Genomic DNA, 16,879 nt, shown 5'->3' on the forward strand with positions numbered 1-16,879 from the left:
AAACGGTTGCGCTTACGCTCGGTGCCGACCAATGCGGGCTGAGCCCTTGGGGAGGATGGCCACCAATGCCGGCAAGAAGATAAGTACGAGGGGAACCGCGGCAGTCAGGCCGAAGATGATCGCGGTGGCCAGCGGCCGCTGCAGCCCGGCGCCGCGACTGAAGCCCAGTGCGAGCGGGCTTAGCGTGAAGATCGCGATCAGGGCCGACATCAGGATGGGGCGCAGGCGCTTGCGACCCGCTTCGAGCAATACCGCCAGTTCGACCGGCCTGTCCCTGTCGATCTCGGCAAAGAAGAAGACGATGAGTTCACTGACCATGCCGACAACCATAGTCAGGCCCATGAGGGCAGAGATGTCCAGTTCGATGCCGGTGATCCACAGTCCGCACATGACGCATGCGGCGGAAAGCAACACAGTCGTCAAAGCCGCGAACGTCCAGGAGAGCCTTTCGTAAAGTATGGTAAGCAGCAGGGTCGAGAGTAGCAGAGCGGCGGCAAAGACCATGGCGAGATCCCTGAAGCTTTTCTGCTGTTGGGCGTAAATGCCGCCATATTCGACGCGGATCGAGGGTGGCAGGCTCAGTTTGGTTACGGTCTTGCGGATGTCCTTCATCGCGCTGCCGAGATCGCGTCCTTCCAACCGGGCTGTCACGTCGATGAAGGGCGCCAGATCTTCGCGGGTGTGTTGCTTCTGGCCCGCCAGGATGGAAACTTTGGCGATTTGGCTCACCCTGACGATGTGGCCGTCGGGCGCTGTTATCGGCAATTGGGCAAGGGCATCGGCCCGTTCACGCAGCGATCCGGGACCCCGCACTCGCACATCGATGAGCTGTTCGCCGATCCTGACCTGAGTAGCCGATGTTCCTCCCACCAGCGATTCCAGTTGACTGGCGAGCGCGTCAGTATCGAGGCCCTGTTGTAAGGCCGCGCCGGCGTCCACCCTGACGGCGATGGCATCGCCTGCGACCCGCAAACCGTCCACGATTTCGACCACGCCCTGCACTGAGGCCAGCGCGCCACCGACTTGCTTCGCTGCCTTTGCCAGCGCGGCCGGATCGTCTGCGAAGAGCTTGATTTCGATGGGCTGGGGAACGGCGGTGAGGTCGCCGATCAGGTCTTCCATCAATTGTGCCGTTTCGATTTCGATGCCGGGAACCCTGGCTTCGATCTTTCTGCGAATGTCGGCCATGACCTCATCGATGGACCGGCGCGATCCGCCCTTCAGGCGAATGAACAAGTCCCCTTCGTCCGCTTCGGTCAGGCCGCCGCCAAGCTGGAAGCCGGTCCGCCGCGAATAGCTGGCAACCTCTGGCGTGGCCTGAATGATTGCCTCGACCTGATTCAGCAAGCGGTTCGTGTCGCTTAAGGCCGCCCCGGACTGGGCCTTATAGTCGAGTATGAAGCCGCCTTCGTCCATATGCGGCATGAAGCCTGAGGGGACATGGCGATAGGACAGGATCCCGGCTGTCCCGAGCACGATGAGAACCGCGAATACGAGGAGCTTGGGCCGTGCGAAGGCCCGATGTGCCGCACGATCGTAAGCGGCGATGATCCGGCCGAACAGGCCACCTGCGCTTTCCGCCGCTTCTGCGTCCCTGTCACGCAGCCAGTAGGCTGCGATCAGCGGGATGAGGAAGCGCGCGTAGATGAGCGAGATGCCCAGCGCGGCTACTATGGTTATCGCCAGCGCCTTGAAGAAGCCGCCCGTCACGCCGGAAATGAACGCGAGGGGGAGGAAAACGACGATCGTTGCCCCGGTTGAACCGAGCAGCGGCTTGCCCATCTCCGCGGCGGCGACGAGCAGCGCCGGTGGGTCTTTCGCCGCACCTTCCTGCATCCGCCGCATCATGTGCTCGAGCATGACGACGGCATCGTCGATGATCAGGCCGACGGCGGCTGCCATTCCGCCCAGCGTCATCATGTCGAAGTGCATGCCCAATGCATAAAGAACAAGGCAGGTCCCCGAGAGCACGGCAGGCAGCACCGCGGCGGTAATTGCCATCAGCCTGAATGAGCGCAGGAAAACGAACAGGACGAGGCCAGCCAGGACAGCGCCGAGAAGGATGGCATCGCGCACCGCATTGGCAGCGCCTGTCACCAGTTCGGACTGGTCGTAGAACGGCGTTATCGTTACGCTTGGCGGCAGGCCGAGCGATTTCATGCGCTCCGAAACTAGCTTGACCACTTGCACGGTATCGCCGCTGAATGTCTGGCGGACATTGAGCAGCACGGCGTTCTGCCCGTTGCTGGTTACCAGCGAGTAATTCGGGGTTATCGAGGGGCGTACGGTGGCTACCGACCCGACGGTCGCCAGTCCTGAGTTTCCATCGCCCCCTGCCCGCAGCGGAGTGGCAGCGATGTCCGCAGCCCCGGCAAGCCGGTTTTCGACGAGGACCAGATAGAGGCGGTGGCGGTCTTCTACTTTTCCAGCGCCGCGCACGACATTGGCCTTGGCCAGAGCCGTGGCGACATCGCCCGGGCCAAGGCCGAGTGTACTGAGTTTCGAGGGATCGACTTCAACTTCGAATGTACGTGGCGCGCCGCCGAGGATGTCGACGGCCGAGACCCCGTTTATGCCGGTGAGGGCGGGCCGGACTTTCAGTTCGGCAAGCTGGCGCAAGGCTTCCTGGTCGAGCGACCGGGAGGTGAGCGCGATGCCATAGACAGGAAAGACGGTAGGGTCGGCGCGCCATGCGGTATAGCGGGTTCCGCTCGGAAGATCTGGCTGGATCGTCGCCAGGGCCCCCTGCGTTGCCAACAGGGCTTGGGGCATGTTCTCGCCCCACGCGAAATTGAGCTGGATTTCCGCCGAACCGCGGCTTGTTGTCGAGCGCAGGCGGGTCACGCCCTGAATGCCGCGCAGGGCGATTTCCATGGGGCGGGTAACTTCCGCTTCCATCTGTGCGGGGTCGCGCTCGCCCGCGTCGATCGACACCACTACTCGCGGATAATCGATCTGCGGGAAGAGGCTGACCGGCAGGCTGAGCGCGCCAGCAATCCCGCCCAGTGTCAACAGGATCATCGCCAGCCACAGGGCGCGACCGTGTCGGGCGAGGCTTGCGCTCATCGAGTTCGCACCTTCATCCCGTCTTCGATTGCCGTGCCGCCCACCGTGATGACCTTGTCTCCGGGCGCAATGCCTCTGGTGACGGCTACGCGCTGTTGATCGGAGGAGCCGAGAACGACGTCGTGACGATGGGCGATCCCATCCTTCACCACGTAGACGTAGGGTTGTCCGCCATCATCGAGCAGGGCCTGATACGGTATGGTCAGCGCATCCCGGCTTTCCGCCAGCGGCACACGGGCTGTCAGCGGCTGCCCCGGCCCAAGCTGCAGCCTTGCAGGGATGCGGGCATAAACGGATGCAAGGCGGGTCTGGGGATCGACAGTCCGGTCGATGTTCTCGATCGGCAGGGAAACCCGGGTCCCTCCGCCCGCCACGCCAAGCTGGAGCCTTGTGCCCGGGGCAAGACGCATGGCCGCCTGCGGATCGATGCCGAAGCGGGCGCGCCCGCTACCGAAACGGGTAAGCGTTGCGACCGTGCTGCCGGGCGCGATGAGATCGCCCGGATTGACCGACACCGTTTCGACGTGACCCGCTTCTTGGGCACGCAGGAGCAGGCTGCGTGCACCGCGCGTCATGGCGTCCTGCTGGGCCTGTGCCGTAATGGCGGCGCTGCGCGCGCTTTCGACGTCGCCGTCGCTGGCCAGACCGTCCGCGCGCAGGCGACGGGCGCGGGCATAGGCCTGTTCGGCGGCGCGGGCACTGGCGGCCGCGCTGGCCATCGCCGCCCGGCTGTTGGGGCTCGGCTCCAGCCTCACGACCACTTCGTCCGCCTGCACCGCACTTCCGACCGGCATTGCGACGTCGCGCACAATCGCCTCAACCGGCGCGGACAGGGCGTATTGCGCCGTGCTATCTGCCTGTACCGCGCCATACAGTGTCAGCATTTCCGCGACATTGCCCTTGCTGGCGGTTGCTAGAGTAACGAGCGCCACGGGCGTTGGCGCACTGTCGCGTCCATCGGAGCTTCCCGAGCAGGCCGCCAGAATCAGCAGCAGCGAAACGGTGCAGTGGCGGATCATCACTTCCAAGCCTCCCTGGGCGTACCCGTCAGCAGTTCCAGCGCAATTGTCCGCTCGCGGATCGCCTGTTCATCCTCTTCGATCTGTGTCAGCCGGTCGCGCAGGGCCTGCTCGGCGGCTTGCGCCGTCTCGACGCTGAGGTCGCCGCGGCTTGCTGCTCGTCGGGCGCTTTCGGCATAGGCTTGCAGTGCGGGAAGCCCTTGCCGGGCATCGGTCCGCTGGCGCAAGGCAAGAGCGATCCCGGCGCGGGCGGCGGCGATTTCGCTGCGGGTTTGGAATAGCCGTGTTTCGTACTCGGCCTTGAGCGCGGCCCGCGTGGCCCGCTCTACGGCGATCCCGCCGCGATTGCGGTTCCACAGCGGCAGCGTGAAATCGATGGCGGGGCCAAGAAGCGTATTGCCGGCGGAATCGCGGTTGGTGTTCACGGTAAGGTTTAGCGTCGGGAACTGGTCGACGACGGCCTTGTGCACGGCTGCCTCCTGCGCGGCATAGCCCGCCAGCAGCGCCTGCAGGTCAGCGCGGTTGCTGCGGGCAAGCGCGAAGAGGGTGTCATCGGGTGGCGGGGCCTCGGGCAGGGGAGGCGACGCAAGCTGCGGAACCTCGCCTGGAGGCAGGCCCAGCAACGCGCAAAGTGCGCTGCGCGCGGTGGTAAGGTCCTGTTCGACCGTGCGCAGCCTGCCGTCGGCATCGAGCGCGGCGATCCGGGCAGTCTGCAGGCGATCACCCGATACGTCGCCGCGCTCTGCGGCTTTCTGCGTCCGGTTGAGCAGTTCCTGCCCGGTCTCCGCCGATTGCTGTGCCCAGCCCAGCTGATTTTCCAGGGCCGCGATGCGCACGGCTTCGAGGCGCGCCTGTCCCGCCACCTGCCATTCCTGCCAAGCGAGGTCGAGCCGCACCTGTCGCGCTTCGGCCCGGGCTTTCTCGCGCGTGACGCCGTGCGTGCGCAGCGCATTGATGTCGAGCGCGAGGGCGCTGGTCAGATCCAGCAGGGGGTCGGGTCCGTGAAGCACCTTGCTGGCGCCCAGGCTGATGCTGGGATCGGGCAACAGGCCTGCTGCAAAGACCTGTGCGTCGGATACCCCTGCGCGAACCCGGGCGGCCTTGAGTTCGGGGTTGTTGACGACCGCGAGGGTCGCGATGGCATTGGGAGAAAGCGGTGCCGACAGGTCCAGGGTCACCTGCGTGAGCCACGGACGCGCGATCTCGCCCGCTTTCGCTTCGAGGATGGCCGCAACAGGCGGTTCGAGCAGTGCAGGCGAGCCAGCAAGTGGGGCCGGAGTATAGCTGGCGCAGGCGCTGGTGAGGAGCAGCGCGGCGAGCATGGCATATCGTTTCACGTGTTCTGCCTCCGCCTGAATTGAAGCACCACTTCAAGACCGGGCCGCCGATCGCGCAGCGCGATGCTGGCGCCGTGAGCATGGGCGATGGCTTCGACGAGGCTGAGGCCAAGGCCATGGCCGGGTGTCGAGCGCGATGCCTCGAGCCTTACGAAACGCTGGAACACGCGCTTGCGATCCGCTTCGGCAATTCCGGGTCCGTCATCGTTTAGGCTCACCGTCACCGTTCTTGCATCGCAGCTTGCGGTTAGGCTGATGCGGCTGCCCGGCGGGGTGTGACGCAGGGCATTCTCGATGAGATTGATCAGTGCCTGTGCCAGCAGTTCGCGATCGCCTTCGATCACGCAATCGGGCGCTGCCGACCACTCGAGCGTGCGCCCTTCGTCTTCGGCGATCGAGGCATGGATCTCGCCTAGATCATCGATCAGCCCGCCAAGGTCGACGGGACGGAATCGGTTGCTCAGATCGCTTCCGTCTAATTCGGAAATGCGCAGCATTGCTTCGAACAGCCGCAGCACATCGTCAGCGCGTTCTACGGCATCCTCTGCCATCTCGCGGTTCTCCGCATCCCGGGCGTGATCTCGTAGGACTTCGAGGCGGTTGCGCAGCCGCGCCAGCGGCGTGCGCATGTCATGCGCCAGATCGCTGGTGACCTGCCGCAGGTTGGCAACCAGCGCCTCGATCTTGTCGAGCATGGCGTTGAGCGAGGCGGCTACCTGATCGAATTCGTCTTCGGCCGGACCGATCTCCATGCGAGATGTCAGGTCCCCGTCGATGATGGCGCCGGCCGTCTGCGCGATCCGTCCCAGGCGACGGCGCAGATAGCCGCCGAGCAGAAGCGTGCCCAGTGCGCCGAGGCCCGCCAGAGCGAGGCAGGCCACGCCGAAAATCATGAGAATCCGGTGATCGATCTGTTCCAGCGGTTCGAGGTCGGCGGCAACAATGAGCTGGTGACCGTCGGCGAGTTCGGTGACGAGTGCCCGCGCCGGATCGACGCCTTCAACCGGATCGAGAAACGTGATGCGCTGCCAACCGGGCAGGGCGCGGCGGGTATCCATCTGCCCGGCAATCCGGTTGCCTGCGGTATCGAACAGCGCATAGCCCATGTTTTCGGGGCCCCGCGAATTGCGCTGGGTGATCGCCTCGCGAAGACCGTCTATCCCGTCGTCGCGGAGCTCGACTAGCAGGGAATTGCGCGCCTGTTCGATGCTTGCGTCGAGCTGGCGTGCCAGCGCCGTATGCGCAGCGTAATAGACGGCTGAGCCCAGGCACAATGTCGCCATGGCGAAGGCCAGCGAAGTGACGAAGGCGACGCGGTAGGCCGCGCTTTTGAAAAGGCGCTTCACGGTACGCGGACCCGATAGCCGACGCCGCGAACGGTCTCGATGACATCCGGCAATCCGCCCTCGTTCAGTTTCGAACGCAGGCGGCTCATGTGGGTCTCGACGATCTTGGTCTGCGGATCGAAATGAAAGTCCCAGACGCGCTCCAGCAGCATCGTGCGGGTCACGAATTCGCCAGGATGGCGCATCAGCTCTTCCAGCACCCGGAACTCGCGGGGCTGAAGCAGGATAATCATGCCGTCGCGGCGCACTTCGCGGCGCAGCAGGTCCATCTCGACCGGTCCTGCACTCAATTTCGTGACGACTTCCTGCGGGGATGCCCGGCGGCTGAGGGCGTTCACCCGGGCGAGCAGCTCACCAAAGGCGAATGGCTTGACGAGATAGTCGTCGGCACCGGCATCGAGCCCTTCGATGCGATCCTCGATCCGGCCGAGGGCCGTGAGCATGATGGCCGGCACCTTGATCTGGGCAGCGCGCAGCCGCCTCAGGACGGACAGGCCATCGAGCTGGGGCAACATCCTGTCCATGATAAACAGGTCGAGCGTTTCCGTTAGGCCGAAATGCAGCGCATCCGTGCCGGTTTCGGCCAGCAGGACGATATGCCCGTGTTCACGCAGCCCGTTGGCCACGAACTGCACATTATCAACATCGTCCTCGGCCAACAGGATGCGCATATCAGACGGTCAGTCCCTTTCGCCGGGGGTTTCGAAGCTGTCCTCAACGATCTTGCCGGTCTTCGCATCCACACCGATTTCGTGGATCCGGGCGCCTTGCCTGACGTCGAACGACCAGCGCCACGCGCCGTTTTCACGCTCATACTCAGCCTTGACGATCTTTCCCGGTGCGACCCGAAGGGCAATCGCCTGTGCCTGGGACTTGGAGACCTGCGGTTTCGGCGCAGCCTGTGCCAGACCGGCCAGCATCAGGGCCGCCGCAGCAAACGGCAGCGAAGCGCGTTCGAAAAGCCAATTCATCCATCTTCTCCAGTAGCATGACTGCATGCCAGTTGGACTACGCTCCTATAGATTGGTTGGCGGTTGCCTGGGGGATACAATTTGGCAACCTTGCGCTGCAAACTGTTGGACATGGCATATGGAAAGGCCCGCCGCATCCAAACGGTGGCGGGCCTCTTCAGCGACACTGCTCTTGCGAACGGTGCCATGCGGCAGGTCTCGGCAGGATCAGAAGGCCACTTGCGCTTCGAGGCCGAAAGTCCGGGGCGGGTTGAAGTTGCCGTAGTCGCCCAGCACCTTCTCGTTCGCCGCGGAACGGCGGTAGATGTAGGTGGTGTTGAACAGGTTGCGCGACCAGGCCGAGACGGTCAGCTTCTGGCCGCCCGGGCCCATCGGGATATCGGCAAGGGCGATGCTGCCGTTGACGACGAAGCTCTTGTCGGTGCGGGTCGGCTCGTTCTGGAAGCTGTAGACCGGATCGGAGTAGTTTGCGTCGATGTGCGCACGCAGGCTCATCCCATAGGCAGAGAGTGGCACGTCGTAGTCGATGTAGCCCGAAGCGGCGTTTTCCGGCGTGTAGACCGTGTAGACCTGATAGAGCGCGCCGCCCAGGTTCGGGTTCGGCGTCGCCGGAACCGTGATGTGGGTATAGGCATAGGACGCGCCCAGCGTCAGGTTCTCGACCGGACGGACCGTCAGCTGCGCCTCGATACCGCGGATCTTCGAAGTGCCGGGGGCATTCGCGGTATTCTCGGTGTGGAGGTTGAAGGTCGGGTTCGGCGTGACGCCATCGGGCAGGTAGGGGTTGGTATCGACGTTGTCGAAGTCGGTCTGGGTGCCGGTGCGGTCCATCAGGTAGCCGGCGAGGTTCAGGCGGACATGATGGTCGAGGAAGTCCATCTTGGCGCCGACCTCATAGGATTTCACCTTTTCCGGGTCGAAAGCGAGGAAGGTCGCCGAGCGGTCGTTGGCACCGCCTGCACGGTAGCCGGTGGCGAACTTGGCGTAGAGGTTCACGTCCTGCGTGGCATCCCAGGCCAGCGTCACCATCGGGTCGAAGTGGCCCTTGTCATACGTGAAGGTCCAGGGCGTCGCCACGCCGGAGACCGTGGTGAGGGCGCCGTGCCGCTTGTCCTTGGTATAGCGGCCGCCGACAGTCAGGTGGAGCACGTCGACCGGCGACCACGTGGCTTGTGCGAAGGCGGCATAGCTGTGCGCGGTGGCGTTGCTGTCACGCTGCACGAACCAGGAATCGCGGTCCCAGCCATTGTTGCTGCCGGTGATCGGGCCGGTCACGATCGCGCTGTTGATCGTATAGGCGCTGCCGTCCGCGTTCCAGGTGTTCGAGGCCGGCGTCGCCGCAAGCTCATGCGCATATTCGGTGAAGTAGTAGAGCCCGGCCACGTAATCGAGGTGCGGCAGGCTACCGACCAACTGGAGTTCCTGGCTGAACTGGCGTTGCCACAAGTGCGACAGGCTGTAGCGGCTGAACGGCGTGTTGGGCGCATAGATCGTGCGTGCCGGGCCGCCCGAGTTGTCCCACTGGTCGGTGGTCACGCCGCGCCATGCGGTGATCGAACGCAGTTCGGTCGAAGGGGCCACCTCCCACTTCAGGCTGGCCGAGAAACCGTGGGTCGCATCGACGCTGGGCTGCTGCGGAACGCCGACCTGCGCGGACTTGAGGCGCTTGTCGCCGGTCGGCGTGATCAATGGCGAGAGCGGCGCGATGCACAGGTTGGTGGTCTTGTTGCAGGCATTGCCGTTGTAGGTGAGGATGCCGCCCACGTAAGTGCCGACGTTCTCGTTCAGCGGGTTGTAGTTGATCAGCTGGCTGAAATTCGGCGTATTCTCGTCCCTCGCCCGGTCATAGGCGAAAGTGGCCGAAAAGCCCTTCATGGGCTCCCACTTGGCGGTGATGCGACCGCCCACGTCGTTGTGGTAGTTCCAGCCCGTCTGGCCGGCGAGGGGATCCTTCACCGTCGCGTCCTGATGCTGGATCAGGCCGTCGACCTTGACCGAGACATCGTGGACTTCCGGCAGGTTGAGGTGGAGCTGGCCGGTATAGCTGCCGTAATTGCCCACGCCCGCGCTCATGCGGCCGCCGAACGCACCGGTCGGCTGCCTGGTCACGATGCTGACCGCGCCGCCTTCGGTGTTGCGCCCGAACAGCGTGCCTTGCGGGCCTTCGAGCACTTCGATCCGGTCGACATCGAACAGCGCGGCGTTGAGGCCTTGCGAGCGGCCGAGATAGACACCGTCGATATAGACGCCGACGCCGGTATCGCGCGCGGTCTGGTTCTGGTCGAACGGAACGATGCCGCGAATGCCGACGGTCAGTGCGGACTGGCGCGCTTCGAAAGTGGCCACGCGCAGGGTCGGCACCGAACCGTCAGCCAGATCCATCAGGCTCTGGATGTGGCGGTCCTTGAGCATCGCGGGATCGACCACGGCGATGGCGATCGGCGTCTTCTGCAGGTTCGTTTCGCGCTTGGTCGCGGTGACGACGATCTGGCTCAGCCCGGCACCAGCCACGGCGTCGTCAGCGACAGCGGCCGGAGCCGCATCAGCCCCGTCGTTTGCGAAAGCAGGCGTCGCGGCACTGAGGGCAAGGACGCAGGTGGAAAGGCAAAGTGAAACAGCTTTGATACGCACAACAGTGCTCCCTGATGGCAATTGCCGCCGGGGCCATGCGTCAACCTGTGATGCGTCCCCTGCGGTCAGGGCGGGCATCTATTCGCGCCGAATGTACGATTTGCGGCTGAAATTTTCTGGATTTGTTGCGGTTTTCATACAGCAGCGCACTGCGGATTGCCCGGAGCGTGACGTCATGGTCAGGTGCCCATCTCGCAAAGCGCTTCCTGCGCGCGTTTCCGGATCGCAGTATGCTGAAACTGAACCGCCTTCTGCTCACCTCGGGTGGGCTGGACCTGATCAATTCGATTTCCGACCTTTTCTACAGCATCCAGGTTCAGATCGTCGATCCGGATAGCCTGCTGAACCAGAACTTCGACGACAGCACCTGGATCTTCATCGACTGGCTGCTGCCGGCGATGGCGGGGATACAGCTGGTGCGCCTGCTGCGCGGGTCGGCACTGGGCGAGAAAGTGCGCATTTCGATGGTCCTTCCGACACCGGATGCCGATATTCAGATGCGGGCACTCGCAGCCGGCGCGGATGACTACATCGTCGGGCCGCTCAACCCCGACCAGTTGATCGACAGGATGAAGTCCTATCGCGTGGTTCTCGTCCCGCCCGAAGATCCGGTCATCACCTTCGGGGACATGACGGTCGATACCAATGCCTACCTCATACGCTTTCGCGGCGAGCGGCTACCCCTCAAAGTCAACGAATTCCGGCTTCTGGCCCATTTCGTGCGCCATCCGGACCGGATCTACACGCGCAGCGATCTGATCGGGGTTCTCGGAAGGAGCCGGGAAGTCAACGCCGAGCGGACCGTCGACGTCTGGATGAGCCGCCTGCGCACTACCTTGCGCAGCCTCGATGTCCCCTATGTCCCCCGAACCGTCCGCGCCTGCGGCTACATTCTCGACACCATCTAGCGCTTGCTCCGATAGCACTGCAGGCGCTTTTGCGCCCGCTGGTGCCCGCCGTTTTCCAGACTTCCGGAGCAGCAGTTTATTGGCTTTGCTCGGTTGGTGTAGGTCGCGATCGCTGCGAAGTCGCTCCTGGTTGATTGACAACCGCGAGTCACCCCACTTATAGTTTAGCGGTAAATTGACCGATCGCTCACGACGATCAGGCACAAAGGGACAGGCAAGTGTCAGGCACAAGAGATCTTTCCGCAGGCGCGCAAACGGCTTCCGTACGCGGGTCAGGCCGCCGCACTTCGTCATCGACCGGAAAGAGACCCGCAGACCTCATGCTGCGGCGAGGAGCAATTGGAATGGTGAAAGACTCGAATCCGCCGAAGCTGCCCGGCCTCGGCAGGCGTCCCAAGAAGCTGTTTCGCGCCATCGTGCTTGCGGGTGCCGCGGCCATGGCGGCGGTTTCGCCGGTGAGCGCGAAGGCGCCGGCCCAGACTCCCGTGGCTGAGAGCGCCCGGTCCGTCCCGCAGGCCGAACATCAGCAGATGAACATGATCTTCGTGCTGGTCGACGATTTGCGCTTCGATGCCATGGGCTTCCTGACGCCGGGCCTTCAGACGCCCAATATCGACTACCTCGCCAGGAACGGGACGTATTTTCCCAATGCCGTGGTGACATCCTCGCTCTGCAGCCCGAGCCGGGCCACCATCCTGACCGGTGAAACCGCGCGAAACCACGGCGTGATCGACAACAGCAATTCGAGCGAGAAGGGCCTGACCTTCTTTCCGAGCTATCTGCAACAGGCAGGCTACCAGACAGCCTTCTTCGGCAAATGGCACATGGGCGATGCCACCGATGCACCCCGGCCCGGCTTCGATCGGTGGGTGAGTTTCGCGGGGCAGGGCACTTATTGGCCGACGGAACGGCTCTCGCCTGCCGAAGTGGCGGCGGGCAAGCGCCAGCAGCTCAACGTCGACGGCACGCACGTCAACCGCACGGGTTACATCACCGACGAACTGACCGATTATGCGCTCGACTGGCTCAAGCAGGGACGCGACCGGAGCCGCCCGTTCTTCCTCTACCTGAGCCATAAGGCGGTTCACTCCGACCCGGAGCCGCCGCTGCGCTACAAGGATCAGTACGCGGATCTGAAGGTGACGCTGCCGGCTTCGGCGGCCAACACGCCGGAAAACAATGCGGGCAAGCCGGTCTGGGTGCGAAACCAGCGCAACAGCTGGCACGGCATCGACTTTCCGTATCATACCGACCGGAAAATGACCGACTACCTGCGCGACTATTACGCAACGCTCTCCCCCGTCGACGAGAGCCTTGGCAAGATCCTGCATTACCTGCGCGACTATGGTCTGGAGCGGAACACAATGGTCGTGTTCTATTCGGACAACGGTTTCATGGTCGGCGATCATGGCCTGATCGACAAGCGCAACGCCTATGAACCGTCGGTGCGCGTGCCGTTGCTGGTATACGCGCCCGGCACCATTCCCGCCGGCGCGGTCAACCAGGCGCTGGTGCGCAACCTGGATCTGGCGCCAACCTTTCTCGAGGCAGCAGGCGTTGCCAAGCCCGCGCAGATGGAAGGCAGCAGCTTCCTGTCGCTTGCCGAGGGCAAGACGGCCGCAAAGGACTGGAACCCGGGCGACTTCGTCTACGAGTACTACTGGGATGTGTCTTTCCCGCAGACGCCGACCACCTTTGCGATCGAGCGCGATGGGATGAAGTATATCCAGTACCACGGTATCTGGGACATCGAGGAACTCTACGATGTGCGTCATGACCCGGAGGAAATGCACAACCTGATCGACGATCCGAAGCATCTCGAAACCAAGGTCACCTTGCGAAAGGCGTTGTTCGATCAGCTTGCCAACAGGCAGGGCGAGCATCACATTCCCTATACCGAGAAGTTCAGCGAAGGTATCGTCAAACGCAATGTTGATGGGCCGCACGCGGCGGACTTCCCCGCCGACTGGTACACGAAGCCCAACCTGCCCACGGCCTTCAACGGCTATTATCGCGACACGCCCGAGAAGCTGAAGGCGGACGAGGAAGGCAAGACCTACATCCCCGGTGGGCGGTCCGGCGAATGAGGCGGGGCGGGATCAATCGCAGGCAGGTTCTTTCCGGCGCTGCTGCGCTCGCGTTCGCCACGAAAGTGTCCGGCGCGACGTGGAACGAGGGCGAGGCGCGTCCCAACATCCTGTGGATCGTGAGTGAAGACAACAATCCCTTCATCGGGGCTTACGGCGATCCGATCGCACGCACGCCGGTGCTGGACCGCCTGGCGGGTGAAGGGATCCTCTATCGCAATGTCTATTCCAACGCGCCGGTTTGCGCGCCGTCGCGCTTCGGCATCCTCACCGGGGTGTACCCGGAGAGCTGCGGTCCCGCCGAGCACATGCGCGCCCGTGCGCATTTGCCCGAGGAGATCCGGACCTATCCCGAATTGATGCGCGAAGCAGGTTACTTCTGCACGAACAACGCGAAGACCGACTACAATTGCGACGTTGACCCACAGGCGATCTGGGACCGCCAGGGCCATGACGCGCACTGGCGCGACCGTCCGGAAGGAAAGCCGTTCCTTTCGGTCTTCAATCTCATGACCACGCATGAATCGCGCATTTTCAAGCCGACGGATGGCGATGTGACGCCCGCCGACGTGCGCGTCCCGGCCTACCTTCCCGACTTGCCGGAGATAAGGCAGGATTTCGCCAGCTACTACAACCTGATGACGCGGATGGACGGCGAAGTCGGCGCACGGCTTGCCGAACTCGAGGCGGACGGTCTCGCCGAGGACACGATCGTTTTCTACTACTCGGACAACGGCGGGGTCATGCCGCGGTCCAAGCGCTATTGCTATGACGAAGGCCTGCGCTGCGCGATGATCGTGCGCGTGCCTGCGAAGTTTGCGCATCTTTCGCCCAACCCGCCGGGCAGCGTCGAAGAAAGCCCGGTCAGTTTTATCGACCTCGCGCCGACGGTGCTGTCGCTCGCAGGACGGAAATCCCCCGCCACCATGCAGGGCCACGCGTTCCTTGGACGGCAGTGTGCGCCGGCCCAGCAATATGCCTTCGGCATGCGCAATCGCATGGACGAACGCTACGACTTCGTGCGCACGGTTACCGACGGGCGCTTTCGCTATATCCGCAACTATGCGCCGCACCGTCCGTGCGGCCAGCATCAGGCTTTCGCGTGGTTGGCCAAGGGCTATCAGGCTTACGAGCGGGCCTGGCTGGCCGGGGAGTGCAACGCTGCCCAGTCGCGCTTCTTCGAGCCACGGGGCTACGAGGAGTTCTACGACCTTGAGAACGATCCGGACGAGGTGCACAACCTTGCCGGGGATCCGGCGTTCAGCAAGCAGTTGGCGGAAATGAGCCGCGCGCTCGACGCACAGATGATCGCCATTAACGACAACGGGTTCATTGCCGAGGGAATGGCCGGCGAAGGCTATGACGCGAGCCGTGAGCACGGGGCCTATCCCTTGCCGGCCATCATGGCGCTGGCGGCATCGGCAGCAAGGGCGGACGCCGCTCAGGCAAGCCATTTCGGGTCGCTTCTGACGCACGCCGATCCGCTGATGCGCTACTGGGCGGCAACGGGTCTGCTGATCCTCGGGGAGGCTGCCAGTGCAGCTGAGCGGGCAATCGCGAAGGCCCTGCAGGCCGAGCAGGTCCCGCAGGTTCGCGTCGTTCTGGCCGAAGCGGCAACCCACGTCGGGATGGGACGTCAGGGCGTCGACGATCTGGTCGCGTTGCTCGGCAAGGATCAGTCCGATGCGGTTCGGCTGCAGGCGATCAACGCGCTGACCTACGTCGCCCCGGCGCTGGCACGCGCGGCGATGCCCGCGATCGTGCAGGCCAAGGGAGACGCTTATATGTTCGTGCGCAATTGCGCGATCTACCTCGAGGCAGTGCTGCTGGGACGGTACGAACCCTCGATGAAAATCTTCGACATGAATTCTCTGCCGAGCAAGACTGGAGCCGGCGAATGAGCAGGAAGGCACTTTTCGCCCTGGCTGCCGCCGTCAGCATGGTTGGCCTGACCGGATGCGCAACCGTCGACGCCCCTTCTGCCTCCCTCGCCAGGGTCGAGCCGCGCGAGGCCTCTCGTCCCAATGTGGTGGTGATCCTGGTCGACGACCTGCCGTGGACGGACGTCTCGATCAATCGGGCGGGAACGATCAGGACGCCCAACATCGACAGTATCGGCGAGCAGGGCGTCAATTTCTCCGCCGGTTACGTCACCGCATCGATTTGCGCCGTGTCCCGCGCAGGGCTGCTGAGCGGTCGCATGCCGATGCGCTACGGCTTCATGTACAACATCGTCGATCGCGGCAACGAGAATGCCGGGGCAGGCCTGCCGACGGACGTTCCGACCATCGCGGAGCGCCTGAAGCCACAAGGGTATGGCACGGCTGCCTTCGGCAAATGGCATCAGGGTGCCGATCCCCGGTTCTATCCGACGCGGCGGGGCTTCGACGAGTTCTTCGGGTTTCTGGCCGGAGAGACGATCTACGCCGATCCCGATACGCCCGGCATCGTCACCACGCCCACCAAGGCGGACCGTTACGAACCCAGGGAGCGCGAGGGCGGCGGCCGTCTGTTCGACGGGCCTGAAATGAAGATCGTCGAGCAACCGCATCAGTATCTCACCGAGACGATCACCGAACGCACCGTCGACTTCATCAAGCGCAGTGCCGCCAGCAAGCAGCCCTTCTTCACCTATGTGGCCTACAATGCGCCGCACTGGCCGATGCAGGTCCCGCAAACCTACTATGATCGTCACAGCGAGATCGTGGACCCGGTGCGCCGCACTTACGTGGCCATGATCGACGCGCTCGATGTCGGCGTGGGCCGCATTCTCAAGACGCTGGGCGACGAAGGGGTTCGCGACAACACGCTGGTGATCTTCCTGTCGGACAACGGGTGCCCGGTTCAATTCGGGTATTGCGATGCCCATCACCCGTGGGGCGCAGGCAAATTCACGTACCTGGAAGGGGGAACGCGCGTCCCGTTCATGATGTCCTGGCCTGCCGGGCTCAAGACGCGCGGCACCATCGATGCGCCGGTGAGTTCGCTGGACATCGCGCCGACCATCCTCGACGCCGTGGCCCCGGATACTCCGATTCCGAGCGAGCTTGAGGGCGTCGACCTGCTGGACACGATTGCCGCGCCGAACAGCGCGCCCCGCACGCTGATGTGGGACCAGCGGCCGGTCCGCGTCATCCGCGAGGGGCGTTACAAGCTGTGGCACTCGGACGATTGGAAGCAGACGCACCTCTACGACATCGAGGCCGATCCGTGGGAGCGGAACGACCTGGCCGCCCGGCAGCCAGAGCGCGTGCGTGCGATGAAAGAGCGCGTCGACGCGTTCGATGCGACCCTGCCTGAGCCGCTATGGCCGATCCATTCGACGCGCGAGATCATCATCAACGGCCGCAAGACCGAATTCGTCTACTGACCGCGATCACGGTGTGAAGCGCGAAACCCGTCAGTTGCTGCGCGGCGGCTGACGGGTTTCCCCCTGTCGGCCATACGCGCGACGAAGTTGCGGGCAAGCGCGGCATGCTTTGCCATATGGCATCATATGGTGTATATAGTGCCA

The 16,879-nt window shown here is 63.8% G+C and carries 11 protein-coding genes; 4 read left to right on the forward strand and 7 right to left on the reverse strand.

Annotated features, from left to right (window positions below; translation table 11 throughout):
- Positions 1–12: 12 nt before the first annotated feature.
- The 7 genes from SPHV1_RS20875 to SPHV1_RS20905 form a co-directional block, all read right to left on the reverse strand.
- Positions 13–3,066, reverse strand: a complete 3,054-nt coding sequence (locus SPHV1_RS20875) for an efflux RND transporter permease subunit (protein WP_054947928.1) — start codon at positions 3,064–3,066, stop codon at positions 13–15.
- On the reverse strand, positions 3,063–4,085 hold the full coding sequence (locus SPHV1_RS20880; RefSeq protein WP_054947980.1) for an efflux RND transporter periplasmic adaptor subunit: 1,023 nt from the start codon (positions 4,083–4,085) through the stop codon (positions 3,063–3,065). The genes SPHV1_RS20875 and SPHV1_RS20880 overlap by 4 nt, the downstream gene beginning before the upstream one ends.
- The gene (locus SPHV1_RS20885; RefSeq protein WP_054947929.1) at positions 4,085–5,422 is read right to left on the reverse strand and encodes a TolC family protein; all 1,338 of its coding nucleotides are present in this window, start codon (positions 5,420–5,422) and stop codon (positions 4,085–4,087) included. Before SPHV1_RS20885 ends, SPHV1_RS20880 begins: the two co-directional genes overlap by 1 nt.
- Positions 5,419–6,768 (reverse strand): HAMP domain-containing sensor histidine kinase, encoded by a 1,350-nt coding sequence (locus SPHV1_RS20890; protein WP_054947930.1) that lies wholly within the window; start codon positions 6,766–6,768, stop codon positions 5,419–5,421. Before SPHV1_RS20890 ends, SPHV1_RS20885 begins: the two co-directional genes overlap by 4 nt.
- Positions 6,765–7,439, reverse strand: a complete 675-nt coding sequence (locus SPHV1_RS20895; protein WP_054947931.1) for a response regulator transcription factor — start codon at positions 7,437–7,439, stop codon at positions 6,765–6,767. The genes SPHV1_RS20890 and SPHV1_RS20895 overlap by 4 nt, the downstream gene beginning before the upstream one ends.
- A gap of 9 nt (positions 7,440–7,448) precedes the next feature.
- Positions 7,449–7,739: a PepSY domain-containing protein gene (locus SPHV1_RS20900; protein WP_054947932.1), complete on the reverse strand. Its 291-nt coding sequence runs from the start codon at positions 7,737–7,739 to the stop codon at positions 7,449–7,451.
- Between the two features lie 207 nt (positions 7,740–7,946).
- Positions 7,947–10,370 carry a TonB-dependent receptor gene (locus SPHV1_RS20905; RefSeq protein ID WP_054947933.1) on the reverse strand — a complete coding sequence of 808 codons (2,424 nt, stop codon included), beginning with the start codon at positions 10,368–10,370 and terminating at the stop codon, positions 7,947–7,949.
- Positions 10,371–10,600: 230 nt separating this feature from the next.
- On the opposite strand from SPHV1_RS20905, the gene SPHV1_RS20910 reads away from it, so the two are divergent.
- The 4 genes from SPHV1_RS20910 (at position 10,601) to SPHV1_RS20925 (ending at position 16,735) form a co-directional block, all read left to right on the forward strand.
- A complete protein-coding gene (locus tag SPHV1_RS20910; protein WP_054947934.1) occupies positions 10,601–11,278 on the forward strand; it encodes a response regulator transcription factor in 678 nt (225 codons plus the stop codon).
- 344 nt (positions 11,279–11,622) lie between these two features.
- Positions 11,623–13,365 (forward strand): sulfatase, encoded by a 1,743-nt coding sequence (locus SPHV1_RS20915; protein WP_231634794.1) that lies wholly within the window; start codon positions 11,623–11,625, stop codon positions 13,363–13,365.
- Positions 13,362–15,266, forward strand: a complete 1,905-nt coding sequence (locus SPHV1_RS20920; protein WP_054947935.1) for a sulfatase — start codon at positions 13,362–13,364, stop codon at positions 15,264–15,266. The genes SPHV1_RS20915 and SPHV1_RS20920 overlap by 4 nt, the downstream gene beginning before the upstream one ends.
- A complete protein-coding gene (locus SPHV1_RS20925) occupies positions 15,263–16,735 on the forward strand; it encodes a sulfatase (protein WP_054947936.1) in 1,473 nt (490 codons plus the stop codon). The genes SPHV1_RS20920 and SPHV1_RS20925 overlap by 4 nt, the downstream gene beginning before the upstream one ends.
- Positions 16,736–16,879: the final 144 nt, after the last annotated feature.

The organism is Novosphingobium sp. KN65.2 (genome assembly GCF_001368935.1).
Taxonomy (GTDB): Bacteria; Pseudomonadota; Alphaproteobacteria; order Sphingomonadales; family Sphingomonadaceae; genus Novosphingobium; species Novosphingobium mathurense.